The sequence below is a fragment of the Alteromonas sp. BMJM2 genome, assembly GCF_027257845.1.
GTDB lineage: Bacteria > Pseudomonadota > Gammaproteobacteria > Enterobacterales > Alteromonadaceae > Alteromonas.
Window position 1 is genome coordinate 15,092 of the sequence record NZ_JAPVOT010000021.1, and the last position, 25,277, is coordinate 40,368.

The 25,277-nt window shown below is 45.5% G+C and carries 21 protein-coding genes; 5 read left to right on the plus strand and 16 right to left on the minus strand.

The genetic code is table 11. The features are described from left to right. Positions 1 to 48 precede the first annotated feature (48 nt). From O9X84_RS16650 to O9X84_RS16710, 13 genes are all read right to left on the minus strand, one after another. Complete coding sequence (locus O9X84_RS16650; RefSeq protein ID WP_269520807.1) at positions 49 to 1,023, minus strand: D-alanine--D-alanine ligase; 975 nt, start codon at positions 1,021 to 1,023, stop codon at positions 49 to 51. Then, positions 1,016 to 2,470 (minus strand): UDP-N-acetylmuramate--L-alanine ligase, encoded by a 1,455-nt coding sequence (murC, locus tag O9X84_RS16655; protein WP_269520808.1) that lies wholly within the window; start codon positions 2,468 to 2,470, stop codon positions 1,016 to 1,018. The genes O9X84_RS16650 and murC overlap by 8 nt, the downstream gene beginning before the upstream one ends. Beyond that, on the minus strand, positions 2,470 to 3,672 hold the full coding sequence (murG, locus tag O9X84_RS16660; RefSeq protein WP_269520809.1) for an undecaprenyldiphospho-muramoylpentapeptide beta-N-acetylglucosaminyltransferase: 1,203 nt from the start codon (positions 3,670 to 3,672) through the stop codon (positions 2,470 to 2,472). The genes murC and murG overlap by 1 nt, the downstream gene beginning before the upstream one ends. Beyond that, positions 3,665 to 5,059: a cell division protein FtsW gene (gene ftsW, locus O9X84_RS16665; protein ID WP_269520810.1), complete on the minus strand. Its 1,395-nt coding sequence runs from the start codon at positions 5,057 to 5,059 to the stop codon at positions 3,665 to 3,667. Before ftsW ends, murG begins: the two co-directional genes overlap by 8 nt. After that, complete coding sequence (murD, locus tag O9X84_RS16670; RefSeq protein WP_269520811.1) at positions 5,056 to 6,450, minus strand: UDP-N-acetylmuramoyl-L-alanine--D-glutamate ligase; 1,395 nt, start codon at positions 6,448 to 6,450, stop codon at positions 5,056 to 5,058. The genes ftsW and murD overlap by 4 nt, the downstream gene beginning before the upstream one ends. A 7-nt stretch (positions 6,451 to 6,457) precedes the next feature. Continuing rightward, the gene (gene mraY / locus O9X84_RS16675; protein ID WP_269520812.1) at positions 6,458 to 7,540 is read right to left on the minus strand and encodes a phospho-N-acetylmuramoyl-pentapeptide-transferase; all 1,083 of its coding nucleotides are present in this window, start codon (positions 7,538 to 7,540) and stop codon (positions 6,458 to 6,460) included. Further along, on the minus strand, positions 7,534 to 8,931 hold the full coding sequence (locus O9X84_RS16680) for a UDP-N-acetylmuramoyl-tripeptide--D-alanyl-D-alanine ligase (RefSeq protein ID WP_269520813.1): 1,398 nt from the start codon (positions 8,929 to 8,931) through the stop codon (positions 7,534 to 7,536). Before O9X84_RS16680 ends, mraY begins: the two co-directional genes overlap by 7 nt. Beyond that, entirely contained in the window at positions 8,928 to 10,505 is a 1,578-nt protein-coding gene (locus O9X84_RS16685; protein WP_269520814.1) for a UDP-N-acetylmuramoyl-L-alanyl-D-glutamate--2,6-diaminopimelate ligase, read from the minus strand. Before O9X84_RS16685 ends, O9X84_RS16680 begins: the two co-directional genes overlap by 4 nt. Further along, positions 10,495 to 12,270, minus strand: a complete 1,776-nt coding sequence (locus O9X84_RS16690; RefSeq protein ID WP_269520815.1) for a peptidoglycan D,D-transpeptidase FtsI family protein — start codon at positions 12,268 to 12,270, stop codon at positions 10,495 to 10,497. Before O9X84_RS16690 ends, O9X84_RS16685 begins: the two co-directional genes overlap by 11 nt. Then, positions 12,267 to 12,596 (minus strand): cell division protein FtsL, encoded by a 330-nt coding sequence (gene ftsL / locus O9X84_RS16695; RefSeq protein ID WP_269520816.1) that lies wholly within the window; start codon positions 12,594 to 12,596, stop codon positions 12,267 to 12,269. The genes O9X84_RS16690 and ftsL overlap by 4 nt, the downstream gene beginning before the upstream one ends. Next, complete coding sequence (rsmH, locus tag O9X84_RS16700; RefSeq protein ID WP_269520817.1) at positions 12,593 to 13,549, minus strand: 16S rRNA (cytosine(1402)-N(4))-methyltransferase RsmH; 957 nt, start codon at positions 13,547 to 13,549, stop codon at positions 12,593 to 12,595. Before rsmH ends, ftsL begins: the two co-directional genes overlap by 4 nt. Continuing rightward, on the minus strand, positions 13,546 to 14,004 hold the full coding sequence (gene mraZ, locus O9X84_RS16705) for a division/cell wall cluster transcriptional repressor MraZ (RefSeq protein WP_032097455.1): 459 nt from the start codon (positions 14,002 to 14,004) through the stop codon (positions 13,546 to 13,548). The genes rsmH and mraZ overlap by 4 nt, the downstream gene beginning before the upstream one ends. 389 nt (positions 14,005 to 14,393) lie before the next feature. After that, positions 14,394 to 15,170: a SapC family protein gene (locus O9X84_RS16710; RefSeq protein WP_269520818.1), complete on the minus strand. Its 777-nt coding sequence runs from the start codon at positions 15,168 to 15,170 to the stop codon at positions 14,394 to 14,396. 497 nt (positions 15,171 to 15,667) lie between these two features. On the opposite strand from O9X84_RS16710, the gene O9X84_RS16715 reads away from it, so the two are divergent. Next, the gene (locus O9X84_RS16715) at positions 15,668 to 16,954 is read left to right on the plus strand and encodes a dipeptidase (RefSeq protein ID WP_442864551.1); all 1,287 of its coding nucleotides are present in this window, start codon (positions 15,668 to 15,670) and stop codon (positions 16,952 to 16,954) included. A 292-nt stretch (positions 16,955 to 17,246) separates the two neighbouring features. Here O9X84_RS16715 and O9X84_RS16720 read toward each other — a convergent pair whose 3' ends face one another. Both O9X84_RS16720 and O9X84_RS16725 read right to left on the minus strand, forming a co-directional pair. Beyond that, on the minus strand, positions 17,247 to 18,296 hold the full coding sequence (locus O9X84_RS16720) for an alpha/beta hydrolase (RefSeq protein ID WP_442864552.1): 1,050 nt from the start codon (positions 18,294 to 18,296) through the stop codon (positions 17,247 to 17,249). A gap of 175 nt (positions 18,297 to 18,471) precedes the next feature. After that, the gene (locus O9X84_RS16725) at positions 18,472 to 19,212 is read right to left on the minus strand and encodes a glutathione peroxidase (protein ID WP_269520819.1); all 741 of its coding nucleotides are present in this window, start codon (positions 19,210 to 19,212) and stop codon (positions 18,472 to 18,474) included. Positions 19,213 to 19,545: 333 nt separating this feature from the next. On the opposite strand from O9X84_RS16725, the gene O9X84_RS16730 reads away from it, so the two are divergent. The 4 genes from O9X84_RS16730 to O9X84_RS16745 all read left to right on the plus strand — a co-directional run bounded on the left by O9X84_RS16730 (position 19,546) and on the right by O9X84_RS16745 (position 23,606). Continuing rightward, entirely contained in the window at positions 19,546 to 20,241 is a 696-nt protein-coding gene (locus O9X84_RS16730) for an AAA family ATPase (protein WP_269520820.1), read from the plus strand. Beyond that, entirely contained in the window at positions 20,201 to 20,587 is a 387-nt protein-coding gene (locus O9X84_RS16735; protein WP_269520821.1) for a replication protein RepA, read from the plus strand. Before O9X84_RS16730 ends, O9X84_RS16735 begins: the two co-directional genes overlap by 41 nt. 225 nt (positions 20,588 to 20,812) lie before the next feature. Next, positions 20,813 to 22,942, plus strand: coding sequence for a diguanylate cyclase (locus O9X84_RS16740; RefSeq protein WP_269520822.1), 2,130 nt, complete (start codon positions 20,813 to 20,815; stop codon positions 22,940 to 22,942). A gap of 238 nt (positions 22,943 to 23,180) precedes the next feature. Then, positions 23,181 to 23,606, plus strand: coding sequence for a hypothetical protein (locus tag O9X84_RS16745; RefSeq protein ID WP_269520823.1), 426 nt, complete (start codon positions 23,181 to 23,183; stop codon positions 23,604 to 23,606). Positions 23,607 to 23,818: 212 nt separating this feature from the next. On the opposite strand, the gene prsR is transcribed toward O9X84_RS16745, so the two are convergent. Continuing rightward, on the minus strand, positions 23,819 to 25,180 hold the full coding sequence (gene prsR / locus O9X84_RS16750; protein WP_269520824.1) for a PEP-CTERM-box response regulator transcription factor: 1,362 nt from the start codon (positions 25,178 to 25,180) through the stop codon (positions 23,819 to 23,821). Positions 25,181 to 25,277 lie beyond the last annotated feature (97 nt).

Sequence of the window (25,277 nt, forward strand, 5' to 3'; positions counted from 1 at the left end):
CGCTTCGGCGTTTTTATGTTTGAACGTGTATCCGACTCATCAGCCGTTTTAGACATTTGCATTTTTTGCAACGCTATCAAAGCTCGTTGATAAAATACTCAACACCAGCTCATCGAAGCTCAGCCCTGCCACTTTTGCAGCCTTTGGTACCAAGCTTTTCTCGGTCATACCCGGCACTGTATTCGCTTCTAGCAAATAGAACTGACGCTGGTTGTCTTGCATCACGTCTACCCTTCCCCAGCCGCTTCCTGAAATAGCGTCAAAAGCGCGAGAGGCTAGCGATGCCAGCTGCTCTTCTTGCGCTTCTGATAAGCCGCTTGGGCAAAAGTATTCGGTTGTATTATCCTGATATTTGGCAGCATAATCGTAAAACGTGTGAGGCGTAGACATTCGGATTGACGGTAAAGCCTGCCCCTGAATAACAGAAACAGTGAACTCTGGGCCGTCAATATACTGCTCTAGCAATACTTGACTGTCATATTGAAAGGCATCTTGAACAGCCGTTTCTAGTTGTTCAGCGCTTGTCACCTTTGCCATGCCAATACTCGACCCTTCCTGAGCCGGTTTTACCATGACCTCATTTCCCAACTTTTCCATTATAGCGCTGCACTTACCAGCATCAAAGCGCCTTTTATCAGCAATTTCATATTTCGCTGTGGGCAGGCCGAGACTTTGCCATACCTGCTTAGTGTGAATCTTATCCATTGCCAATGCAGAACCTAAAACTCGACTGCCAGAATAGGGAATTTTGAGCAGCTGAAGTGCTCCTTGCATAGAGCCATCTTCACCACCGCGACCGTGCAACATAATAAGTGCGCGATCGACCTTTAAATCAATCAAATCGGTAAGCGGGCGCTGGGCAGGATCAAAGGCAAAAGCATCAACACCCTGTCGTAACAGAGCGTTTAACACTGTATTACCCGAATTAAGCGATACCTCGCGCTCAGCCGAATCCCCACCAAGTAATACCGCAACCTTGCCGTAGTCCTCAGGTGAATGAGTAGTAACCGTTGGCTTAAACATGGTCACCTCCTTCGCTAGCAAGCTTCGCTGGCTCTAATTCACACGCCGCTAATCGTTTTGAAATTTGACCGATATTGCCTGCGCCCTGCGTCATCACAATATCGCCGTCTTGTAATATGTTCGCCAATATTGTGGGTAACGCCTCTTTATCACCTACATATACGGGCTCTATTTGGCCTCGTTGTCGAATAGAGCGACACAATGACTTGCTATCTGCACCTTCAATGGGCTGCTCGCTAGCGGCATACACATCTAGCAACAGCAGTGCATCAACACTTGATAGCACCTCAACAAAGTCTTCGTACAAATCGCGAGTTCGCGTGTAGCGGTGAGGCTGATAAACCATCACTAAGCGATTGTCTGGCCAATTGGCTCTTGCGGCTGCAATGGTGGCTTTAACTTCAGTAGGGTGATGACCGTAGTCATCCACTAAACATACTTCACCTTTACTGGTATTGAACGTGCCTAGTTGTTCAAATCGACGTCCTATGCCGCCAAAGCTCGCCAGCGCCTTTACTATTGATTCATCGTCAATACCTTCATCACAAGCTACCGCTATGGCGGCGAGTGCATTAAGCACGTTGTGATTACCGGTTAAGTTGAGTGTTATCTGAAGGGGTTCAGCGTCCGGTCGCTGCACCGTAAAATTCGCTTTACCAAAGATCAGCGTAATATTCTCAGCGCGATAGTCGTTGTGCTCCTCAAAGCCATAAGTAACAATGCTTCTACCTATACGCGGGCGTATTTCTTGAATATTGGTATCATCGCCACACACAATGGCCTGGCCGTAAAACGGCAGGTTAGACAGAAAGTCCACAAAAGTATCTTTTACCTTTGAGAAATCGCCGCCATAGGTATCCATGTGGTCGGCTTCAATATTGGTAACAACAGACACCATTGGTTGTAAGTGCAAAAACGATGCATCGCTTTCATCAGCTTCAGCAATGAGGTAACGACTTTTTCCTAAGCGAGCATTAGTGCCAGCACTATTTAATAACCCTCCAATAACAAAGGTTGGGTCGTAGTGGGCCTCAGCAAAAATGGTCGAAATTAAGCTGGTTGTGGTCGTTTTACCATGCGTACCAGCAACCGCTATTCCATGACGAAAACGCATCAGTTCTGCCAGCATTTCAGCACGGCGAATAATGGGAATACGGTTCTCTCGTGCGGTGATAATTTCGGGGTTTTCCTCGTTAATCGCACTAGAGACAACAATCACGTCCATGCCATCGACGTTTTCCGCTCGGTGCCCAATTTTAACGTCAGCACCCAATTCGCTTAGGCGTTTGGTCATTGGGCCCTCTTGAATATCTGAGCCCGCTATTTGATACCCTTCATTAAGAAGAACTTCTGCAATACCACCCATACCGGCTCCGCCGATACCGATAAAGAAAATATTATTAACCCGACGCATTTGCGGGCTTTCAAATGGGGTTTTAAAAACCATTAGTCCCCTACTCCTACCACTGACTTAATGTGGCTTACTACTTGTTGTGTGGCATGGGGGCTTGCGCATTTACGTGCAAGCTCGCCCATTTTCAAACAGTCCTCTGGATGCTGTATCCAGTGACGAACGGCTTGCCCTAAATTCTCTTTTAATACCGATTGTACAATCATGACGCCAGCTCTTTGCTTAACCAAAGATTGCGCATTTTTAGTTTGATGATCGTCCACCGCATGAGGCAGCGGAACAAAAATTGCCGCTCTTCCCGCCGCAGCAACTTCGCTAACCGTAAGCGCCCCTGCTCTGCAGACGATAAAATCGGCCCATTCGTAAGCGTCTGCCATATCATCAATGAAGTCACTTACCGTTACATCAACGGCATCTGCCGTGTTAGCGCCTAAGTTATCGTAGGTTTGCTTTACAGACGTGGCGTTATCTTTGCCACATTGATGCCGAATGGATAACCCTTTTAATGCGCTGCACACTTGCGGCACTACTTCGTTGAGCACTTGCGCTCCCAAACTGCCGCCAACAACTAGCATGTTGAGAGATGAGGAAGCGTTCCCAGAGGCTGTCTCTGCGCTTTTTTCTGAGCTATTTTCTAAAATATTGGCCGAGCTATTCTCTGAAATATTGGCAGCTTGAGAGTCGCTTTGGGCAGCCTTCTGTGACTGAGACTTACCAGAGACTTGCCAGATATCCTCTCTAACCGGATTGCCAACAACGTGTACTTTGTTGGGTACGTTGGCAAATTGCGCTTTCGCATCCTCAAAGCCTAGCAACACACGATCCGCCACCTTGCTCAATAGTTTGTTAGTCATTCCCGCAGCCGCATTTTGCTCGTGAATAATCACCGGAATGCCAAGCGTCTTCGCCGCTATGCCGCCAGGTCCACTCGCGTAACCACCAAAACCGACCACAATATCAGGTTGTATACGCTTAATAATACGCCTTGCCGATAGCAAACTTTTTAGTAGCGCGATGCCACCTTGAATACGCGCTGACACTCCTTTGCCGCGTAATCCCTTTACCGGAATAAAGTGAATAGGAATATCGTGCTTTGGCACCACATTCGCTTCCATACGCTCGGCAGTACCAAGCCAGTGAATATCCCAGCCTTCTGTGCGAAGCGCGTTGGCTACTGCGAGCCCAGGGAAAACATGCCCGCCTGTGCCGCCGGCCATAATAAGACAGCGTTTAGTCATTATCGGCCTCCTCGGCTACCCGTGCGAGAATAGCTTTGATACCGGCCTTTCCTTCGTCTTCTGGTTTTGCTTTGTTACTTGAAGAGTCGGATGCAGCCTGTGAAACAGCATTCGCACCAGCGCTTTTAGTCGAGCCTGGAGCATTTGAGTCTGCATCGGTCTTGGGCTTAGCATTTGATGCAGAGCCTTTAGTCTTTCTCTTTTCCCCGCGGTTTAATGCCTGTACGCCATCTACGCGAAGCTCAAAATCTATTCTCAATAAAATGGCAACCGCAATCGACATGATAATCAGGGAAGAGCCGCCGTAGCTAACAAGCGGTAGCGTAAGTCCTTTAGTCGGCAGAATGCCGGCGCTAGCGCCAATATTTACCGCAGTTTGAAAGCTAAACCAAATGCCAATACTGTAAGACAGATAGCCGTCAAAGGCTCGCCCTCGCTCCAACGCGTGGTTGCCAATTTGCAGTGCTTTAATCACCATCCATAAAATAAGTCCTAGCACGGCAAGAACGCCCACAAAGCCCAGTTCTTCCGCTAATATTGCCATCACGAAATCGGTATGGGCTTCGGGCAAAAACTCTAATTTCTGTAAACTATTGCCTAACCCTTGGCCAAACCAATTGCCTCTGCCGTAGGCCATTAGCGATTGAGTTAACTGATACCCTGCGCCGAAAGGGTCTGCCCACGGATCTAAAAACGAGGTCACGCGCTTAAGGCGGTATTCCTCAAATACGATGAGCGCCACCACTGCCAGAAGGCCAACAAACACAAGCGCGAAGAACTGCCACAGCCTTGCGCCCGCTAAGAACAACAGCCCAATAGTGGTGGCAAACATCACTACAACCGTGCCTAAATCTGGCTGCAGTAGCAGTAGTAGCGCAAGTAAAAAGAACACGCCGAGGGGCTTAATAAACCCTTTTAAATTTTCAGTCACTTCCTCGTAGCGGCGAACCAAATAACCAGCGAGGTAAGCAAAGAAGAAGAGCTTAGCGGGTTCTGCCGCTTGAATAGTAATAGGCCCAAGTGCTAACCACCGGGTACTACCGTTCACAGTACGACCAATAAGCAGTACCGCTAGCAATAAGCCTATTGCGGCAAAAAGAAGGTAAGGGTTTGTCACGCGCCAAAACTGCATGGGCAGCTGCAGTACTGCAATAGCGGCAAAGATTGCGGCGACGATATAAATGCCGTGGCGAATAGCAAAGTGAAAAGGATTGCCGTGTAATCGGTCAGCCACCGGCATTGATGCAGAGGTAACAATAATAACGCCGATGCTCATTAGGGCAAGGGCAATCAGTACCAAGGTGGCATCATAGGGATATTTGGCCTGCTGAGGGCTATCGTGCTTGGTGGCAAACAATTCACTAAGTTTAGTAGAGGCTAACATCATGCTGCTATTACCTCTTCAACGGCTTGCTTAAATACATCGCCACGGTGCATGTAATTGTTAAACATATCAATGCTGGCACAGGCAGGAGACAGCAATACCACATCGCCGCTTTTCGCCACTTTATACGCTCGTTGTACTGCTTCGTTTAAACTGCTACATATTACGGTGTTGGTAAAAGCAGTGGTAAACAAAGCTGCATCTTTACCGATGGCAAATACGTGTGAAACAAATTGGTTCAAATAGGGCGACAGCGCATTAATATCGCCGCCTTTTGCATCACCACCAGCAATTAGAATGAGCTTACCTTGTGTGACAGGCGCTAACCCTTCAAGGGCGGCAATGGTGGCACCTACATTTGTGGCTTTTGAGTCATCAATAAAGCGCACGCCATTGTTTGCAATTTCAATACAGCGATGTGGCGCACTGGTAAAGCTGCCAATATGTTTTGCGGCAGTCTCTATACTTACATCAAGTGCATGGCTTTTGTTTAACGCATGGCTTTTGTTTAAGGCGTGGCAGAGGCCTAGGGATGCCATTACGTTAAGCACATTATGCGTGCCTGCAAGATGGATGCTGCTGAGGCTGCAAAGCGGTTTTTCATTAAACGTTAGCTGTTGCTCCTTTGAAGAACCACTAACGCCAAAGCCCTCTTGTGCTTCCCCTAACCCATATTGCAGCTGTGGAACAGATGATGAGCGAGGTGCGACATGATGACCATCGCGCCACACAATGGCCTGCGATGCATTATCAAAAATACGATGTTTTGCAAGGCCGTAGTGTTCAAACGAGCCGTGGCGGTCGAGGTGGTCATCGGACAGATTAAGAATAGTAGCGGCACAGAGCGACAGGCTTGATGTGGTTTCAAGCTGAAAGCTAGAAAGCTCAAGCACAATAACATCTGCATCAGTACCCAACGTATCCAAAGCAGGAAGCCCTACATTACCAGCGGCTATCGCTTTAACGCCAAGTGAGTTGAGCAAATGCGTAGTCAATAAGGTTACTGTGGTCTTGCCATTTGAGCCGGTAATGCCTAGAACAGGCTTGGTGTTTAGTCGAGCAAATAGCTCTATATCACCAATCACTTCAACGCCACATTGCTTGGCTAGCTTAACTTGCTCTATATCCGGCGATAAGCCAGGACTGAGTACTAGCGTATCCACATTATCGAAAAAAGCGGCAGACAAAGGTGCTGTTTCTATGTTGCCCTTCATGCTTGCCTGCATGATTTTTTGCATGGCTTCTGGCATTGAAGCCATTATCGATGAAGCTGTAGGTCGTGTATCGAACGCTTTTACGCTAGCGCCTTGTTGAAGTAAGAAGCGCACGCAAGCCTGACCTGTTATTCCAAGGCCTCCTACTACATAGCTGTGCTCGCGTACGTTATACGTCATTACCGACTTATCTCAACTTCAATGTTGCTAGACCTACTAGCACTAAAATAATGGATATGATCCAAAACCGAACGATAACTCTCGGCTCAGGCCAGCCCTTCAATTCATAATGATGATGAATAGGTGCCATTCTAAAAATACGTTGCCCACGCAGTTTGAAAGAGCCCACCTGTAAAATCACCGACAGCGTCTCAATCACAAACACACCGCCCATGATAATAAGTACCAGCTCTTGTCTTACTAATACGGCTAGCACGCCAAGAGTGCCACCTAGGGCTAACGAGCCTACATCGCCCATAAACACTTGGGCTGGATAGGTGTTAAACCATAAAAAGCCAAGCCCTGCGCCCACCATAGCGGTGCACACAATCACCAGTTCACTGGTAAGGGGAATGTGTGGAATATTTAGGTAGGCCGCGAAGTTCGCGTTCCCTGTCACATAGGCAAAAACGGCAAAGGCACCGGCAACTAAAATGGTTGGCACAATGGCCAAGCCATCAAGGCCATCAGTTAAGTTCACCGCATTGCTGGTGCCCACAATAGCGAAGTAAGTAATAATGATGAAAAATATCCCTAACTGCGGGAATACTTCTTTGAAGAAAGGCACTAATAGTGATGTTTCAGCACTTAGCGTAGCGCTACTGTAAAGATAAAACGCAACGCCCAACGCAATCACTGATTGCCAAAAGTACTTCCACCTGGCAATAAGCCCCTTCGAGTCTTTGCGTATTACTTTTCTGTAGTCATCAACAAAACCAATAATGCCATAAGCCACGACCACAGTAAGCGTCACAAGCACGTATCGATTTGATAAATCAGCCCACAGCAAACCGCTTATCACAATTGCCGCGAGTATAAGGAGGCCACCCATTGTAGGCGTTCCAGACTTCGATAAGTGACTTTGCGGACCATCGTCGCGCACCGTTTGGCCTATTTGCATGTTTTGCAAATAGCGGATCATTTTAGGACCAATAAGAATAGCAATCAGAAGCGCAGTTAACGTACTTAAAATAGCCCGTAACGTGAGGTACGAAAATACGTTAAAGCCTGAATCGAATTGAGTTAGCCAATCAGCCAGCCACATTAACATTTACTTTGCTCCTCATTACTATCGCTTTGTCCGAACGAAGAGGCTTCTATCGCCTTAACGACTCGCTCCATTTTTGAACTACGGGATCCTTTTACCAAAATTGAAATATCTTGGTGCGCTCTCACTACGTCGTTATGTAACGAGGATATTAAACTCTCAAGGGTGTCAAAATGGCGACCACCAAAGGAGTGACTCGCCAAGTGACTTAATGAACCCAAGGTGTAAAGGTAATTTATGCCCTGCTGCTTTGCATACTCGCCGACGTGCTGATGGTAATAATTTGACTCATCACCCAGCTCTGCCATATCCCCTAAAACGAGTACCTTGGCGCCAGAAAATTCGCCCAAGGTGTTAATAGCCGCTTTCACCGAGGCAACATTGGCATTGTAAGTATCGTCAAGCACTCTTAGCTGCTTGTTAAGCCGCTTAACGTTAAGTCGGCCATCGACTTGATTCATTGCACTGAGCCCTGCGCTTACATCGGCAAGAGTGGCTCCAACATTCAGCGTAAGAGCCGCCGCAAGTAGTGCATTGCCTACGTTGTGAATACCGGGAATAGTGAGAGCAATGGCAATGTGACTGTCTGGTGTATTAAGCGTAAAAGACGCACAGCCGCTGTCTTTTATTTCAATATCTGTGGCAGTGAAGTCTGCTGCACTTTTTTGATCTGGTGAAAACGTCAGGGTTTGCTTACCACTCACCTTGTCCAACCAAAAATCACCAAATTCACTGTCAATGTTCACTATGGCAACGCCATTGTTCCCTAAGCCATCGAAAATTTCGCTTTTAGCCCGTGCCACACCATCTACGCTGCCAAACCCTTCAAGGTGTGATGCAGCGGCATTAACGATGGTGGCAACATCAGGCTTTACCAGTTCAGTGGTATAGGCAATTTCACCTTTGTGGTTTGCACCAAGCTCCATGACTGCAAAGTCATGATGAGGTTCAAGACGAAGTAAGGTAAGCGGGACGCCAATATCATTATTGAAATTACCCTTTGTGGCCAACACGCTTCCACAGCGCGCTAATATAGATGCACACATTTCTTTTACTGTGGTTTTGCCACTGCTGCCTGTTATGGCGATAGTTTTTGGAGCCACAGAGGCTTTTACTGCCGCCCCTAATAACCCTAAGGCTACTTTTGTGTCTGAAACCTGAATAACGGGTAAGGATGTCGTAATATCTTCGCTAGCGATTATCGCTTTTGCCCCTGCACTCTCTGCTTGCTTGACAAAATCGTGACCATTAAAATTAGGGCCTTTGAGCGCAAGATAAATTGCCCCTTCGCTAATTGTCCGGGTGTCTGTGCTAACGTTTGAAACGTCGCAATCATTTCCTAATAATGTACCGTTTATTTTCTCGGCTACCCAAGACAGCGTTGTAATTATCATTTGCTGTATTCCTGTTGTAGTCGCGCCACTACTGCACGTTCATCGTAATTTGTTTTCGTATCACCAATAATTTGGTAATTTTCGTGGCCTTTACCCGCCACGATGATAATGTCGCCCGCTGCGCTTTGCGCTAAACAGTAACGAATTGCCTTTTCTCTATCGGGGATAGACACCGCAATATCTGGGTTGTGCAATCCAGCAACAATGTTCCTTGCAATATCCTCAGGTGCTTCACTTCGACTGTTGTCGGTGGTGATCACTATGCTATCTGCACCCATTTCTGCCGCGCGCCCCATCAAAGGACGCTTTCCTTTGTCTCTATCTCCACCGCAGCCAAATACGCACCACACATTTCCTTGTGTATGCGCCTTAGCGCTGGCAAGCACTTTTTCAAGGGCATCGGGAGTGTGAGCGTAATCCACAACCACATTGGCGTGAGCTTGAAAGGGAAATACTTCCATGCGTCCTTCAACGGGTGTAATTGCGTTGACGGCGCTTACCACCTCGTTAAAACGCTCTCCCTGCTGCAATAAAGTCGCAATGGCACTAAGCACATTGGCAACATTAAATGCACCAAAGAGCGGAAGTGCTATCGCGGCATTCCCCCAAGAGCTTTGGATGTCAAAACGACAGCCGGCTTCGTGGTACTCAGCATTTAGCGCAAAACAATATTTGCTAGCGGGGTTCTCTGCACTCGTAGTTAAAGCGGAGCCTTGGTTTTCATACGTACTGACTGAAACTTCGTTACTAGTTACACCAGTCCACACACGAGTAATGTGTTGTTCTGCCGCACTATCCCAACGCTTACTTTCTTCATCATCTGCATTTAATACAATTGCCGAAAGTCCCGGTTGTTCTAGCAACAAACGTTTAGCCTTTGCGTATTCTTCCATAGAGCCATGATAATCAAGATGGTCGCGAGTTAAGTTAGTCAACACCGCAATATCGGTTTTAACATGACTCAGACGCCCCTGAACCAGAGCATGAGAACTCGCCTCAAACGCAACGTGCTGCACATCGCTTTGCACAAACTCTGCCAACAAGTACTGCATGCGAATGGCATCGGGCGTGGTATTTGCCGCTGACGTTGTCTGCCACTGAGTATCGGCACCTTCAAACACACTGCTACCTAAGGTTCCAATACTGGCACTGCGTGTACCTAGCGCATCTTTAAGCTGTGTAAGCAATTGAACTGTAGACGTTTTTCCGTTCGTACCCGTTACTGCAACCGATATCATTTTTTGTGCAGGATAATCGTAAAATGCGCCTGCTAATGTGGATAGCAAATTGGGCAACTGGTAAAGCGAGATAATAACGCTATGGTCACGCATCTCCATTTCGCCATGGGCATCACTGTCGTCAGTTTGCGCCAGAATCACTTTCGCACCTAAGCTGATGGCTTGGGGAATAAATTCACGACCGTCCCTTTCATGACCTTTTATGGCAACAAACGCTGAGCGCGTGTTAACTTCGCGGCTATCAAGGGTGAGTCCTTCCACGCGAATATCTGGGGCATCTACGCCAAACTTTGCGAGTAAGGCTCGAATGCTTTGAGTGAAGGCGCTAGCTACCACTTTCACCTCCCTTCAAAAATCGACTGAAGGTAACCTGCTTGTCATCGGGAGTAATGTTTAATATGTGAAGTGCACCGCCCATAATGGATGAAAATACAGGGGCGGCGGTGTCGCCTGCGTGGTATAAATCACCACCTGGCTCATTGATAAGCACTACCGTGACTAATCGCGGATCGGACACAGGAGCAATACCTGCGAAAATATTCACATACTCTTCGCCATAACCACCGGCCACTGCTTTTCGGCTTGTGCCCGTTTTGCCCGCAACACGGTATCCAGGCACAGCGGCCTTAGTTGCTGTTCCGCCACGCTGGGTAACGCTCTCCATCATTTGAACAATGGCTTTTGCATTCTCCTCGCTAATCACGCGTTCGGATTGACCTTGCCAAGCAGGCTGCTCTGGCGACTTCACCATATTAAGTGGCGTTTTAATTCCGCCATTGGCAATAGTGGCGTAAAGCCGTGCTAACTGAGCAGTGGTTACCGAAATACCGTAGCCAAAAGACAGCGTGGCTAATTCAAATTTAGACCATCGGCTTCTTTCATGGAAAATGCCGCTGCTTTCTCCTGCCATATTGAGCCCAGTGTCGCTCATTAAGCCAAGGTTGTAGTAGGTGTCTAATAAGAAATTTTTAGGCACAGAAAGCCCTAATTTAGACGTTCCCATGTTGCTTGAGTGTTGAATAATTTCTTCTAGCGATAGCTCTCCGTAATTGCGAGAGTCTTTGACTAAACTGCCTCCAAGTCGCATCCATCCTGGGCTGGTGTCAATAGTGTCATTAGGTTCTACTTCACCAAACTCAAGTGCCGTAAGCACCGCTAATGGTTTTAATGCAGAACCTGGCTCAAAGGCGTCAGTAATCACGCGGTTGCGCATTCTGTGCGGTGCAATATCGCTTCTGTCATTAGGGTTAAACGACGGAGCGTTTACCATGGCCAATACATCGCCCGTTTTCACATCAACCACCATGGCCGATGCAGAGCTGGACTGATAATAAATCATGGCTTCTTTGATTTCTTTATACGCCAAAGCCTGAATACGCTGGTCTATTGCAAGCTGCAAATTACCTGCTTTTTCGCCTGCTTTGGTCTCCAGAATTTCTACCTGGCGCCCTTTTGCGTCGCGACGGATTTTTCGAGAGCCAGGTGTGCCCGTTAGCCACTCATCGAACATGTGCTCCAGGCCTTCAACACCCGTATCATCAACATCGGTGATGCCAATAAGCTGTGCTGATACTTCTCCTGTTGGGTAGTAACGGCGACTTTCCCTTCTGAGATAAATGCCTGGGATATCAAGCTTGTCCACGTATTCTGCCATAGCTGGCGATACCTGACGCTGAAGGTACACAAATCGACGCTTAGGGTTTGATACTTTTTCTTTCAGTTCTGTAACGTCTTGACGTAAAACGTCTGCCAGCGCATCCCAGCGACGCACCTCATCAAAACCCTTGTTTTCATGGATAACTTTTGGATCGGCATATATCGCTCTTACCGGCACGCTTACCGCGAGTTCAACGCCATTTCTGTCGGTAATAATGCCGCGATATGTGGGCATATTGCGCGTACGCAGTGTGCGGCTGTCACCTTGTTGAATAAGCTCATCGGGCTCTATCACTTGAATAAACGCAGCGCGGGCCGCAAGCACACCAAACACAGAGGTGATCACTAACAGCACAACGAGGAATCGCCAGTGCATGAAGCTTGGCGTTACGTTTTGTTTGGCGCCTGTCTTCTTGCGCGAACGAGTGGTAGATACATTACTCATTTAAGTCTGACCACCACTTCATCATCGGCAGTAGGACGATACATACCAAGCTGCTTTTCAACCAAAGTTTCGATGCGGTTATGCTCGGTCAAAGCGCGTTGCTCAAGTACGAGATTTCGCCACTCTACGTCAAGCTCGTCTTTCTCCTGCATTAGGTCTTCTAGTGCAATGACTTGCTGTCTATTGTGGTGGCTACTTAAAATGACGGCCATAGCACTTGTAATAACCATCAAATACAACAAAACCCGCAACTTGTTGCGGGTCAAATCTGAGACGATAATCAGTATTAAGTTAAAATTAGTACTGGATTTATTTGGCGTTGTCATAGCTTTTCGGCCACCCGCAAAACTGAACTGCGAGAACGCACGTTGTTGATGACTTCTTGCTCAGATGGCTTGATAGCTCGGCTAAGCGCTTTTAGCACTTTGTCGGCATCAATTTCGGCTTGGGTAATGGGCATGTTATGAGGTACTGACTTCCCTTTACTCTGGTCTTTTATAAACCGTTTAACCAATCGATCTTCTAATGAATGAAAAGAGATTACCGCTAATCGACCTTCTTTCGCCAACACCTGAGTGGCTGCTTTTAACCCAACGCGAAGCTGCTCAAGCTCAGCGTTGATATAAATTCTAATGCCTTGAAATGCCCGCGTGGCTGGATGCTTATATTTATCTTTTACCGGCACGGCTTCATCGATAATTTTCGCTAATTGGGCTGTTCGAGTAATCGGCGTTTCCTTGCGAGTATTCACAATGGCGTGGGCTATTCGCTTACCGAATTTTTCTTCTCCGAATTCTTTAATCACCTGAGTGATATCTTGCTCTTCTGCATGTGCTAACCAATCAGCTGCACTTTGACCTTTTGAAGTATCCATACGCATGTCAAGAGGCCCGTCGCGTAGAAAGCTGAAGCCCCGTTCTGCATCATCTAGCTGGGGTGATGACACACCTAAATCCATCAATACGCCATCAATTTTGCCCGTCAAACCTAAGGCTTCAATTTCCTCAGCCATGTTGCCGAAGGGCGCATGAATGATACTAAAGCGTTCGTCGTCAGCAAAACGTTCAGCTGCCTTGATAGCTTGTGGGTCGCGGTCAAACGCAATAAGTTTCCCGGCACTACCCAACGCCGCTAAAATATGCGCAGAGTGGCCTCCACGTCCAAAGGTCGCATCGATATAAGTGCCATCAGGCTTAATAGATAACGCCTCGATACATTCATCAAGCAATACGGAAATATGCTTAAATTCGCTTGTTGATGACGTGTTTTGCGATGTCATAGAGAGAAATCCTGTAGCCGTTCGGTAAGTTCAAATTCGCCTTTGCGTTCGGTGTCTATATCAACCTCAATTTGCTGGGCCCAAACATCGGCATCCCAAATTTCAAATTTGTTTAACTGACCAACTAACATGACTTCTTTAGATAGCTTTGCGTGAGCACGCAAAGGTGTAGGTATAAGAATTCGACCGCTTTTATCCATTTCCCCCTCTGAAGCATGACCTAATAGCAAGCGCTGCATTCTGCGCTCGGCTGGAACCATACTAGAGAGCTTGATAAGTTTTAACTCGATTTCTTCCCATTCGGGAAGTGGGTAAAGTAGCAAACAGCTTTGCTGTGTATCGACAGTGCAGACAAGTTGTCCCTCACAATCATCCAGCAGCGACTGACGATACCGCGTAGGTATAGCTAGTCTGCCTTTTGTATCCAGATTGATTGCGTTAGCGCCGCGGAACATTCCCCTAGCCTTTTGTTATGTGCTTTGATTTTTCTTACTTTTTGAGTACTAATCTGCAAAGTGATGATGATTTGATCCACATTTCGCCACATTTACCCACTAGGTGACAGTTTAGGTATCATTGATCCCCACTGTCAAGTATAAAAATAACGCCGAGCCCGCGTATTTACTGGCTTTGAACTGTTTAAACATACAGTAGTCAGAGGAAGTGTATGATTAGGCGTGTAAAAAAGAGAAAAATATCGGGAAAAGATTTTAAGCAAAGTAAAATTAATCGATGAACTGCTGTAAATAGTGTGGCTAACGAATGACTTTGCGTGTGATACAAAAAGCCCCGCAAAAAGCGGGGCTTTAAATATGTTAGGCCGTATAGCCTAGCATTGAAACGATTATTCGCTTGGCGCTTCTTCGCTTGCTTTTTGCTCTTCAGGCTGAACAGCTGAAAGCTGCATGTTGCGAATTGGGTTTTCTGTCTCGTTAGAAAGCTCAACCAAGCGGTTTAACTGACCTACAGACATCATTACCGCGTAGATTGCACCTAAGAAGCCCGCTTTATGTAGCTCAAGTACTTGCGCTTCTGGAAGCTCAAGTAACTTCTTCTCATTGATGCTCATCATGCCAGTAACGTTACGCTGCTTACCATCTTGGTAAGTTAGGCGAATTTGGATTTGATCAAGAAGGTCTAGTTCAACCACTTTAGCCACGAAACGCTGTGTTAGCATTTCGCTGTTAGCAAGGTCTGCTAAGAACTTCTGACGACCGTCTAGAAACTCGCTAGGCTCGCCAGCATCAGTGAACAATGCTTGACCTTCACCCGTTGACACTAGGTCGCTGTTTTCGTCGATGTATACACCTAATTTATCGCCGTCAGGACGCACGTCAAACGGATAACGAAGAATGTTCATTGGAACATGAGGGCCTTTCCACGTGTCGCCAGTTAAAAACAAGTTTTGACCTTGCTCCATACCTAGCATAGTGACTACGTGGTGACGCTTTGATGTTGGATCTTCGATAAACACTAGAGGCATAGTTGCCGCAAGTTGTGCAAACTCACGAATTGTTGCCGCAGCAAGGTGCGTATTTTTCGCGAAGCTGAAAGATGAATTTACCGCAACCTTCAGGTCTTTATGCTTTTCTTTATCTAGCGGTACAAAATTAATAGCCATATTTATTTCTCATACTTGTTAACGGTGGCCCCTGCTTTTGTTTTGATAAGTGCGGAGCCACAAAAAAATGTAGTTTTGCCGTTCAGGTGATTTGTCGTCATCATCCGTCGGACGAGCGCTATGGAGTATCCCGTATTCGCGCAATGAAGTCACGCAGCCTTCACAATAACAAGTTTTAAATTTTTATTGCAATGTAAACTTGGCGTAAACACGCCCGACCGCTTTAAAAATGAGCAATTAGAGAGAAAATCTCGCTCAATAGGCAAAAAAACAAATGGAGATGGAGAAAATCAGTAACCGAGATCAAAAATGCGATAACAGGCGACAGAAAAGCAGTCGTTGTAGCTCACCGAAATATGCTTTAGGCTCATAGTACCTGCTAAGATCTGATTTAAAAGCATTGATTCAAGGTCTCTGTTTTAAAGTCTCTGACAAAAGCGCTTTTACTTACACCTAATGACCCACATAAAATGAAAATAACAAATAAGGAAAAAACAATGAAGGGGCGTCTTTCAACTAAACACCTATTAAAGAGTAAGTGTACATTGGCTGTAACCGCATTTTTTACCGCCAGCGTAATGTCTGCTGGCGCATTTGCTTTTGCGCCATCGTCTCAAGACCAAGCACAAGAAGATGGTTCTACGGTTTCTACATCATACAGTGCATCAGAAAAAGCGGTTAACATTGCCAAGAACACCATTATCGTCGATGGCCATATTGATGTTCCTTACCGCGTAAAAAATCAATGGGTTGATGTGACTAAAGCCACAGACGATGGTGACTTCGACTACCCTCGAGCGGTTAAAGGAGGGCTCAACGCGCCCTTTATGAGTATTTATGTTCCAGCAAGTTTAGACAACTCGCCCGAATCAACCCAGCTGGCACATCTACTTATCGACTCTGTAGAGGCCATCGTGGCAAGAGCCCCCGATAAGTTTGCCATTGCTAAAAGCCCAAGTGACGTCAAAGCACACTTTGAAAAGGGTATTATTTCACTTCCCATGGGAATGGAAAATGGCTCACCTATTCAGGGTAACTTAGACAATCTGAAACACTTTCACGAGCGCGGCATTCGCTATATAACGCTTGCTCACAGCCAGTCTAACCATATTTCAGATTCATCCTATGACCTGCGTCGACAGTGGAAAGGGCTGAGCCCATTTGGGAAACAGCTAGTGGGTGAAATGAACAACATTGGCATCATGCTAGACATTTCTCATGTGTCTGATGATGCCTTCTATCAGGTGGTTGAACTTACCAAGGTTCCCGTCATTGCATCTCATTCTTCTCTACGCCGTTTTACCCCCGGTTTTGAACGTAACATGAACGATGAAATGATTAAAAAGCTTGGCGACAATGGCGGCGTGATCATGATTAACTTTGGCTCAAGCTTTGTTTCTAAAGAAGCCGGTCAGTGGCGCACTGGGCTAACTAATGCACGGAATGCGCTAATAAAAGCCGAAGGTGAAGACAGTCCGAAACTAGAAGATTTTGAAGCACAATATCGCAAAGAAGTCCCTTACCCCTATTCTACGTTAGATGAAGTATTAGATCATATTGATCACGTGGTTGAGTTAATTGGTGTTGAGCATGTGGGAATAGGCTCTGACTACGACGGCGTGGGCGATTCATTACCAATAGGTCTTAAGGACGTCGCTAGTTTTCCGAACCTAGTACAAGGACTGCTGGATAGAAACTATAGCCGAGACGATATCGAAAAGATATTGAGTGGCAATTTACTGCGCGTTTGGCAGGAAGTTGAAGACTACGCGCAAGCACAGTAATTTAAGAGCAATAAAACGCGAACCCTTCTTCTACTTAGTCTGTTAACGGCTAGCGTGTTGTTTAAGACAGGCGAATGGATCAAGGGTTAGTTTGTATCGATAACTCAAAGGGGCATTCTTTATTTAGAAAATGCCCCTTTTTTGTTTTTGCTTGCGGTGTCATCAACTGGTGTTTAGTTTGCGACTTATGCTTTTATGAAGCCATAAAAAGCCAATACATATTGATAGACAAACCTGAAACAATTGTTTTGGTCCCAACGGCTTCAAATGTACTCGTTAAACAGGGAATACTTCATTTAAACTGAGCAAGATAATCAACTAACATCAGCTTCATAGTGGGAAACAATGGATTTGCTCGTGGTATCGCGCACTCTTCCTGTTGATTGACCATGCTCGCATTGAAATCCATTTTGGCAAGCAGCGCAGCGTTGACGACTAAGTCGGCATGGCAGAGTTTGTATGATTCATCAATAACGAAGAAAGTGTTTACACCATGACTCTGCGCTATCAGGTTTTCGACTCCGTATATCGGCGTTGTTGCATCCGCTTGAGAGTGGGCAGCAAATACAGGGACATCTATGTGCTTCTGAGCGCCAGAGCTGTTTTCATCAGCGCTGTTTTTAGCAAGAGCACTGCCATCAGGGCTAACGTTAGTGCCGTTGGAAGCATCCATCACGTCGCGAATATCATTAATGATATCCATTAGCTCCAAGCCAGCAAAACCGGCCACATTGGGGTATTTATATGGGTTTGGACCATGCGTTTCGTAAGTACCATCAACAATTTTGGCGAGAAGTTTTATGCCCCAAATTCGCGACATGCCTTCTGCGTTATCAGACAACGCTAATGCACCTGAAAACAGCATGAGACCATCGATGTTGTTTTCTTTTGTAAGATAATTATCTACTGCTAAAGCACCACCGGTAGAAAAACCACCAACGATCAGAGTGCTACCCATATTGCTCGCTAATTTAATTACATCGTCCACGTGAGATTGCCAGCGCTCTGCAAGGTTCCAATCCGACATATCGTCATCGGCTTCTCGTAAGCCATGACCCGGCAATAGCGGCACCACAACTGAAAAGCCTTCATCAAACAATACTTGTGCTATTGCACGCATGAAAAAGGGAGAGTCGCTTAAACCATGCACGAGCACTGCAACCTTTTCACTGTTTTTATTATGTAAAATAAAAGGGGCATTTCCTTCATTTCGCAAAATGTTGCTGCAAACGCCAAACTTATTCAACGCTGTTTCGCGGCAGGTTTGGGTCTGCCCCCATTCACTTTCGTAAAAGCCTTTGAAACGCTCATTGGCCTCATTAGCCACAGTTAACATCGACATTAGTGACAGTGTTAACGCAGAAAGTAATTTAAAACTTAATTTTGATGACACTTTAAATCTCCACGGAAAACGCAAATAAAAAACGGCAGTGAAAAAATGACAATAAAAAACGGGGCCATGATACCACGGCCCCGTTAACTATTGTTCAATTTACCTTTAACTTACAACAACATCATTAGCTAAAGTAAGCTTCCAAATCATCAGAACCGCCAATATGCTTTCCACCAATAAACACTTGAGGCACCGTTTCTCTACCGCTAATGGCTGTTAGGCTTGTCAACGTAGCATCTTTTCCTAACACGAGCTCTTCGTAGTCGTACCCTTTTTCCGTAAGAAGCGCTTTGGCTTTGGTACAAAAAGGACAGCCAGGCTTAGTGATAATGGCAACTGGTGCGTTTGCTACCTCTTCAGGCGCGATGTACGCCAGCATAGTATCGGCGTCTGATACTTCAAACGGGTCGCCAGGCACATCTGGTTCGATAAACATTTTATCTACCACACCGTCTTTCACTAGCATAGAATAGCGCCAGCTGCGTTTTCCAAAGCCAAGATCTGCTTTGTCTACCAGCATTCCCATTCCATCAGTAAACTCACCGTTTCCGTCAGGTATAACGGTAATATTCTCGGCCTCTTGGTCAGCAGACCACGCATTCATAACAAATGTATCGTTAACTGACATGCACACGATGTCGTCAATGCCGTGTTTCGCAAATTTTTTAGCAAGGGCGTTAAAACGAGGTAAATGTGTTGATGAGCACGTTGGCGTGAAAGCTCCCGGTAAAGAAAATACTACAACGTTCTTTTTGGCAAAGATGTCTTCTGTGGTTTTCGCTACCCACGACTCACCTTCTCTACACTGAAACGTGACGCTTGGTACCTGTTGGCCTTCTTTGGATGTGAAACGACTCTCTGACATATTTTTCTCACTGTTCATTAAGATTTGGGGAAGTTGACCCTAGCTGTACATTAAAGTTCAACACGCCGTAGCTATCGACAAGACTAGTTTGTGTTAGATCACAAATCAATAGATAGTCTTTATAAACTAGCGCTGGTTGTGACAGTGCCAAAACAACAGCGACTTAATCGGTGTTAGGTATTGAACTACATTCGTTAATATCGTTTTTGATGCTGAACATTTGCACAAGTATTTCTATGCTCTAAGCCATAGGTTACCAACGCCGCACATCTAACACCAAGCGCGTGTCGGTAACAGGTCGATTTATGTAAAGTTTACTTGAGGGTTTGTACCATGATTATTCTAGTCGGTGGTGAGAAAGGCGGTAGCGGTAAAAGTTGCTTAGCCCAAAACATAGCAGTGTATTTGCGCACTGAAAAAGGAGCAAATGTCCTGATGGTCGATTGCGACCCTCAACGAACTACGTCGGATTGGATCCAAGAGCGAAAGGCCAACCCAAGGCTTGCTGAAATAAATTGTGTTCAGTTATACGGAAAAATACGCAACGAGCTTCTCAACCTGCGTCAATATTACGATTATGTAGTGATTGACTGTGGAGGACAAGACAACCTTGCACTTCGCTCTTCGATGGCGGTTGCCGACCATATCCTCATTCCACTTCGACCAAAACGCAGAGACCTTAAAACGGTTCCTCACATGGAAGATATCCTATCGACGTGTAAGATGGTTAACCCGAAGATGAATGCTGCATTTGTTGTTACACAGTGCCCTTCTCTTCCTAGCCTCGCTGGGCGAATTCTAGAAGCGAAAGAAGTGTGCCGTTCTTTTGGTATACCGGTGCTTAACGCAGTGACATTCAGCCGCAATATGTATGATGACTCGGAGGAATCAGGCCAGTCAGTCATAGAAAGCGAGCCGGAAGGTAAAGCGTCTCATGAAATTAGAACCTTATTTGAAGAGTTATTAGCGGGGAAAGTGGAGGATTCATATGAGTTTGCTCAGCCTCAGAAAGTCGAAGCCTACAGCTAAAGCCACGCTTCACTCTGTTGACTCGTTTATAGACGATGCCATTTCTTACGCCGCAGGTGAGACACTGCATCAGCAAGAAACGACATTGGAAACGTTAACAGACACACACCGATATAAAAACGGCAACAGAAAAAAACCGTGTTTACAATCGGTGAAATGCAGCACCAGTAAGAAGCAACAAAAAGGAATGCGACATGCCACCTTTACGCTTACGCCTGAGTGCATTAATCAGCTTTCGCTGCTATCCCAAGACAGTGGTATGGCGAAATCGGCCATAATAAGAAAATGGATATCAGAAGAATTTGCCAAACGCCGTCACACTGCTGGGGGTGGTAAAAAGAAATGAGCGTGGCCAATCACGCTCGCTATTCAACTATAAAGCGTATGCAAATATAAAAGCGTAAAATACTGAGCTTTGTTTAGTCTCAGCTCACTTAATCCTTTATACTAAAGTTCAACCATCTCCTTACCGTTCGTAATGTGGAGTTGATGATGCCATGTGGCTTATAATCGTTCAATAATTGCAAGTCATACCGTCTACAAAGCTATTACGCAACTCAGGAGGAAGAACGTGGTTTACGGCTTCAAGCTTATTCATTCGCTGGTTCTTTCTTTACTTTTTAGCAGCGTCCTCTTCATACCTTCTTTTGCCCACAGTTATGACGCAAAGGATCTCAGCGTTATTAGCGGGCTTTTAAAAGCAAAGAAATATACAGATGCAGAAAGACAAGCCCTGCTTTTTATAGAAACATCGCTTCAACAGGATAAAACCTCATCAAATTTTCTAGCGCTTGGAAAGCTGCTGCAAGATTACTCGCGATTTAAAGCGTCTAAGGCAGTATTAGATGCAGGTCTTGAGGCTTACACGCGAGAAGGTGAGTTACTTAAAATAGCACAGTCTCTTTTACATCTTGCAAGCTCAGAAAGACATCTATCGAATTACGCTTCTGCAGAGGAATATTTGCGCAGATCGCTGTCGATTGCTGAAATGAGAAAAGACCGTCAGCTCAAGGCAAACGTGCATTTGGAGCTGGGCGTTGTCTATAAACAGCAGGATAAATTAGAGCTTGCTCTGGAGCCCTTAAAGCTCGCTTTAGCTGTTTTTCGCGAAAACGGCAACGTGACTTATTCAAGCCTTTGTTTGTCTCATATTGGAGATATCTACAGTCTTCTTGGGCATACCACTCTCGCGTTTACTTATTACGACGATGCCTATTCTGCTACTTCCGAACTAAGCAATACTCTAGAAAATAAGCGTTTATTGGGAATAATTAAAACCAAGATAGGCAACCTTCAGCTACAAAATAATGAGAAAGAAAAGGGTATACAGTCAATTACAGATGGACTTGACCTTCTTTTATCAACTAATGATGTAGGGGCCATTTTTGAGGCCAAAATGTTGATGGGCAAAGCGCTGTTAGAAACGGGAAGCACTGTCAAAGGTATTGCTTTACTGCAAGAAGCCATGAACTTTGCACTAGAATCAGGACAAATTGGTTTAGTGAATGACGTTCGCCTAGCGCTTGCACAAGGCTATATACGAGAACGACAATTTGACTTAGCCCTAGCCTTCGCGCGAGCAGGCACGATTGATGCTCGTAAACATGGGAACATGCGAGACCAGTTGCGTTTTTTAGCTATTCAGTTAAGCGCCCATGTTAGCCTTGGAGATTTTGAGAAAGCACTAGATATACAGTCGGTTGTGCAAGAGCTTCGCGAGGGTCTACTTAATTCAGAAAATCAGAATGCATTAAAGGGGTTACAAGCGGAAATTGAGCTTGTCAGGCAGTCGGGAGAGCTTGAAAAATTAGCAGAGTCCAAGCAGCTTGTTATCGCAAAAGCAGAACGCGAAAAACTGAAAAACACCCTTTTTTGGAGTGCGTCTATAGCGGTATTACTCATGCTCTTTTTAATGTGGAGCAGATTTAAGCAGCGCCAACAAACTATTATTTTACGCCGTGAGGTTAGGCAACAAACAGAAATCTTACAAGAGAAAAATAGCGAGTTAGAACGCGCATATAAAACCCTGGAGCATGTTAGTTTACGCGATCCACTGACTGGCTTATACAATAGGCACTATTTGGAATCTCAATTACCTTCAGAAATTAAGCGCAGTCAAATTGAAATGGATAATATTTCGGCGCCATCATCAAACCGTGACCTGCTGTGTCTGCTCATAGATATAGATCACTTTAAAAGTATCAATGATGATTATGGACATTTAGCAGGTGATAAAGTGCTCGAAGGTTTTTCGTCTGTACTTAAAGAGGTCTTTCGACAGACAGATTTAATTATTCGCTGGGGAGGAGAAGAGTTTGTTGTCGTGTGCCGACACTCATCGCGAGAGGAACTTCCCGAGTTAGCTGAGCGATGTCGAGAGACGGTCGCAAGAAACGTGTTTAATATAGGCAATGACAAGACCGTTAAGGTTACCTGCAGCATAGGATTTTCCTTACTTCCACCAAATGAAATCTCACATTTTGATGCGGCCTGGCAACGAACGTTTGCGGTGGTAGATTACGCCCTTTATGCCGCCAAACTATCTGGTAGAAACGGGTGGATAGGCTTAATTGAAACCTACCACACCACGGGCTCCAATCGAACGCCCTTAGACTGCAAATTTGATTTTCCAAGTTCAAGAATTGCAACATCGTTTAATAATATCGCAAGCATTCAATGGCCTGAAGAAGTCACGGGGTAGAAGTATGTACAGGGGAAGTTGTCAGTGCAACACAAGCGGTCTTCTTCAATACGTAATGTCGCCAGTGCATTATATTTTCTGCTTATTCTCACAGTACAAATACTTCTCACACTTTACTTTAGAATTGAGCTAGACTCGTGAAGTTAAGTGTAGACTAAGGGCACTGCCCTTATTACTTGCTCTATGCTTATTCACTTAGTACATAACACTCAAATTATCCGGCAAATGGAGTTCCACCATGAAAACAAAAACAATTGCGTTAGCTCTACTACTCACCACGCTTGGCGTAGCAGGCTGCTCTGATCAGAAAGAAGAGCCAAAAGAAGAAGTAATGACGGAAATGGAAAAGGCAGGCGAAGCAACTGCTGATACCTATGAAAATGCAAAAGAAAAAGCAGCTGACTCATGGAATGAAACCAAAGATGCAACATCTGATGCCTACGAAGATGGCAAAGAAATGGCATCTGACGCGTACGAAGACGGCAAAGAAATGGCTTCTGATGCATACGAAGACGGCAAAGAAATGACATCTGATATGATGGACAAAGGCGCTGAAAAATCTGAAGAGCTGAAAGATGCAGCGTCAGAAAAAATGCGTGAAGCGTGTATCGCAATGAAGAAGAAAATGGGCGGCGATGTTAGCGAGTGCGACACGCAAAACTAATTTTGTAAATGCGATACGCAGGACTAATTCAACGAATACGAATTACCTAGCTATTTAGCAAGTTGCCCTGTGAAGTGTTGGTTGGCGTAAGCCATCCAACACTTTACTTTATAAAACAACTCAGCAGCTCTCGTTTTATACCGACCTGTTTTTACCGGCGAGCTTTACTAGACAGTTTAACTAGGGCAAATGAACAAGCTTGGTTCTTTGACTCAGTCGCTACTTTTAATGTCTTCCATGTGATATTTATCGATAAGCGAATAAAGCGTTGGTCTTGTAACCCCAAGTAACTCAGCGGTTTTAGACATATTTTTTTCAGCTTTTTGATAAGCGTTTCGAATGGCTTTGCTCTCCGCTATTTCCCTCACTTCCCTCAAATTTAATGTGGTTGGTTCGTCAACACTACCTGCCGGTAACAACCCTAAATCATCTGGCTGTATCACTGTACCCTCTGCCATAATGACTGCTGATTTAAGCTTATTTTGCATTTCTCGAATATTGCCAGGCCACTTGTGAGCAAGCATCGCGTTAACAGCAGATTCAGAAAAACTTTTAGCTTTCGCTTTAAACTCTTCTCGGTAGATATTGAGAAACGTTCGCGCTAGTAAAATGACATCCTGATCCCTGTCTCGCAGTGGAGGGATCATAATGGGCATTTCTCCTACCCTGTAATATAAATCTTCTCTGAATGTTTCATTTGCTACCATAGCTTGTAAGTCTCTGTGAGTTGCACAGATAACCCGTATGTCTACTGGGATCTCACTTCTTCCACCTACTCGCTCAATAATACGCTCTTGAAGAAAGCGCAGCATTTTAGCTTGTAGACCAATAGGCATATCACCAATTTCATCAAGAAACAGTGTTCCGCCCTGAGCGGTTTCTATTTTACCTAACGTGGTTTTGTTAGCTCCAGTGAACGCCCCTTTTTCATACCCAAACAGCTCACTTTCAAGTAAATTTTCTGGTATTGATGCACAGTTAATCGCCACAAACGGCTTATCTTTTCGTGGACTGTGTTCGTGAATACTGCGGGCAAACACCTCTTTACCCGTACCACTTTCTCCGAGAAGCAAGGTGCTTATATCTGTATTTGCTATTTTCTCGGCGCGTTTTACTACTGTCTGAATGGCTTCGCTGTTTCCTACAATTCGAGACATTCCAGTGCGAGTGCGGGCTAAAATAGCATTCTCATGTTCCAATTTTGCTAAGTTTAAGGCTCGGTTTACCAATAGCTTTATCGTATCTGAATCGATGGGTTTCTGATAAAAGTCGTAGGCACCAAAATCTATAGCCTTAAGCGCATTTTGCTTATCGCTATTTCCCGTTACCACAATTACCTTGGTACGGGGCGCAAGAGAAATTATATCGTGAAGTATACGCAGCCCTTCTGAGGCGTTAGCGGGGTCTGGGGGAAGTCCTAGATCAAGAGTAACAACTTTGGGCTCATGACGTCGCAACTGGGCAATTGCCGAGGTGTGATCATCGGCAAACACAACGTTGTAGTCGGTTAAACTCCACTTAAGCTGCTTTTGGATACCGAGGTCATCATCAACTACCAGTATGGTATCTGTCATCTTGTTATCCTATTTTTCTACTTCATCATACGCCGCGAACAATCCACTGCGCTCGTATTTGATTGCGTGCCTATGCACCTAGGCGCCATTGTGCGAC

Excerpts from the sequence above, each read along its gene's own strand:
- O9X84_RS16650 (WP_269520807.1), bottom strand. The coding sequence starts at position 1,023 with ATGTTTAAGCCAACGGTTACTACTCATTCACCTGAGGACTACGGCAAG.
- murC (WP_269520808.1), bottom strand. The coding sequence starts at position 2,470 with ATGGTTTTTAAAACCCCATTTGAAAGCCCGCAAATGCGTCGGGTTAAT.
- murG (WP_269520809.1), bottom strand. The coding sequence starts at position 3,672 with ATGACTAAACGCTGTCTTATTATGGCCGGCGGCACAGGCGGGCATGTT.
- ftsW (WP_269520810.1), bottom strand. The coding sequence starts at position 5,059 with ATGATGTTAGCCTCTACTAAACTTAGTGAATTGTTTGCCACCAAGCAC.
- murD (WP_269520811.1), bottom strand. The coding sequence starts at position 6,450 with ATGACGTATAACGTACGCGAGCACAGCTATGTAGTAGGAGGCCTTGGA.
- mraY (WP_269520812.1), bottom strand. The coding sequence starts at position 7,540 with ATGTTAATGTGGCTGGCTGATTGGCTAACTCAATTCGATTCAGGCTTT.
- O9X84_RS16680 (WP_269520813.1), bottom strand. The coding sequence starts at position 8,931 with ATGATAATTACAACGCTGTCTTGGGTAGCCGAGAAAATAAACGGTACA.
- O9X84_RS16690 (WP_269520815.1), bottom strand. The coding sequence starts at position 12,270 with ATGAGTAATGTATCTACCACTCGTTCGCGCAAGAAGACAGGCGCCAAA.
- ftsL (WP_269520816.1), bottom strand. The coding sequence starts at position 12,596 with ATGACAACGCCAAATAAATCCAGTACTAATTTTAACTTAATACTGATT.
- rsmH (WP_269520817.1), bottom strand. The coding sequence starts at position 13,549 with ATGACATCGCAAAACACGTCATCAACAAGCGAATTTAAGCATATTTCC.
- mraZ (WP_032097455.1), bottom strand. The coding sequence starts at position 14,004 with ATGTTCCGCGGCGCTAACGCAATCAATCTGGATACAAAAGGCAGACTA.
- O9X84_RS16710 (WP_269520818.1), bottom strand. The coding sequence starts at position 15,170 with ATGGCTATTAATTTTGTACCGCTAGATAAAGAAAAGCATAAAGACCTG.
- O9X84_RS16715 (WP_442864551.1), top strand. The coding sequence starts at position 15,668 with ATGAAGGGGCGTCTTTCAACTAAACACCTATTAAAGAGTAAGTGTACA.
- O9X84_RS16720 (WP_442864552.1), bottom strand. The coding sequence starts at position 18,296 with ATGTCGATGTTAACTGTGGCTAATGAGGCCAATGAGCGTTTCAAAGGC.
- O9X84_RS16725 (WP_269520819.1), bottom strand. The coding sequence starts at position 19,212 with ATGTCAGAGAGTCGTTTCACATCCAAAGAAGGCCAACAGGTACCAAGC.
- O9X84_RS16730 (WP_269520820.1), top strand. The coding sequence starts at position 19,546 with ATGATTATTCTAGTCGGTGGTGAGAAAGGCGGTAGCGGTAAAAGTTGC.
- O9X84_RS16735 (WP_269520821.1), top strand. The coding sequence starts at position 20,201 with ATGAGTTTGCTCAGCCTCAGAAAGTCGAAGCCTACAGCTAAAGCCACG.
- O9X84_RS16745 (WP_269520823.1), top strand. The coding sequence starts at position 23,181 with ATGAAAACAAAAACAATTGCGTTAGCTCTACTACTCACCACGCTTGGC.
- prsR (WP_269520824.1), bottom strand. The coding sequence starts at position 25,180 with ATGACAGATACCATACTGGTAGTTGATGATGACCTCGGTATCCAAAAG.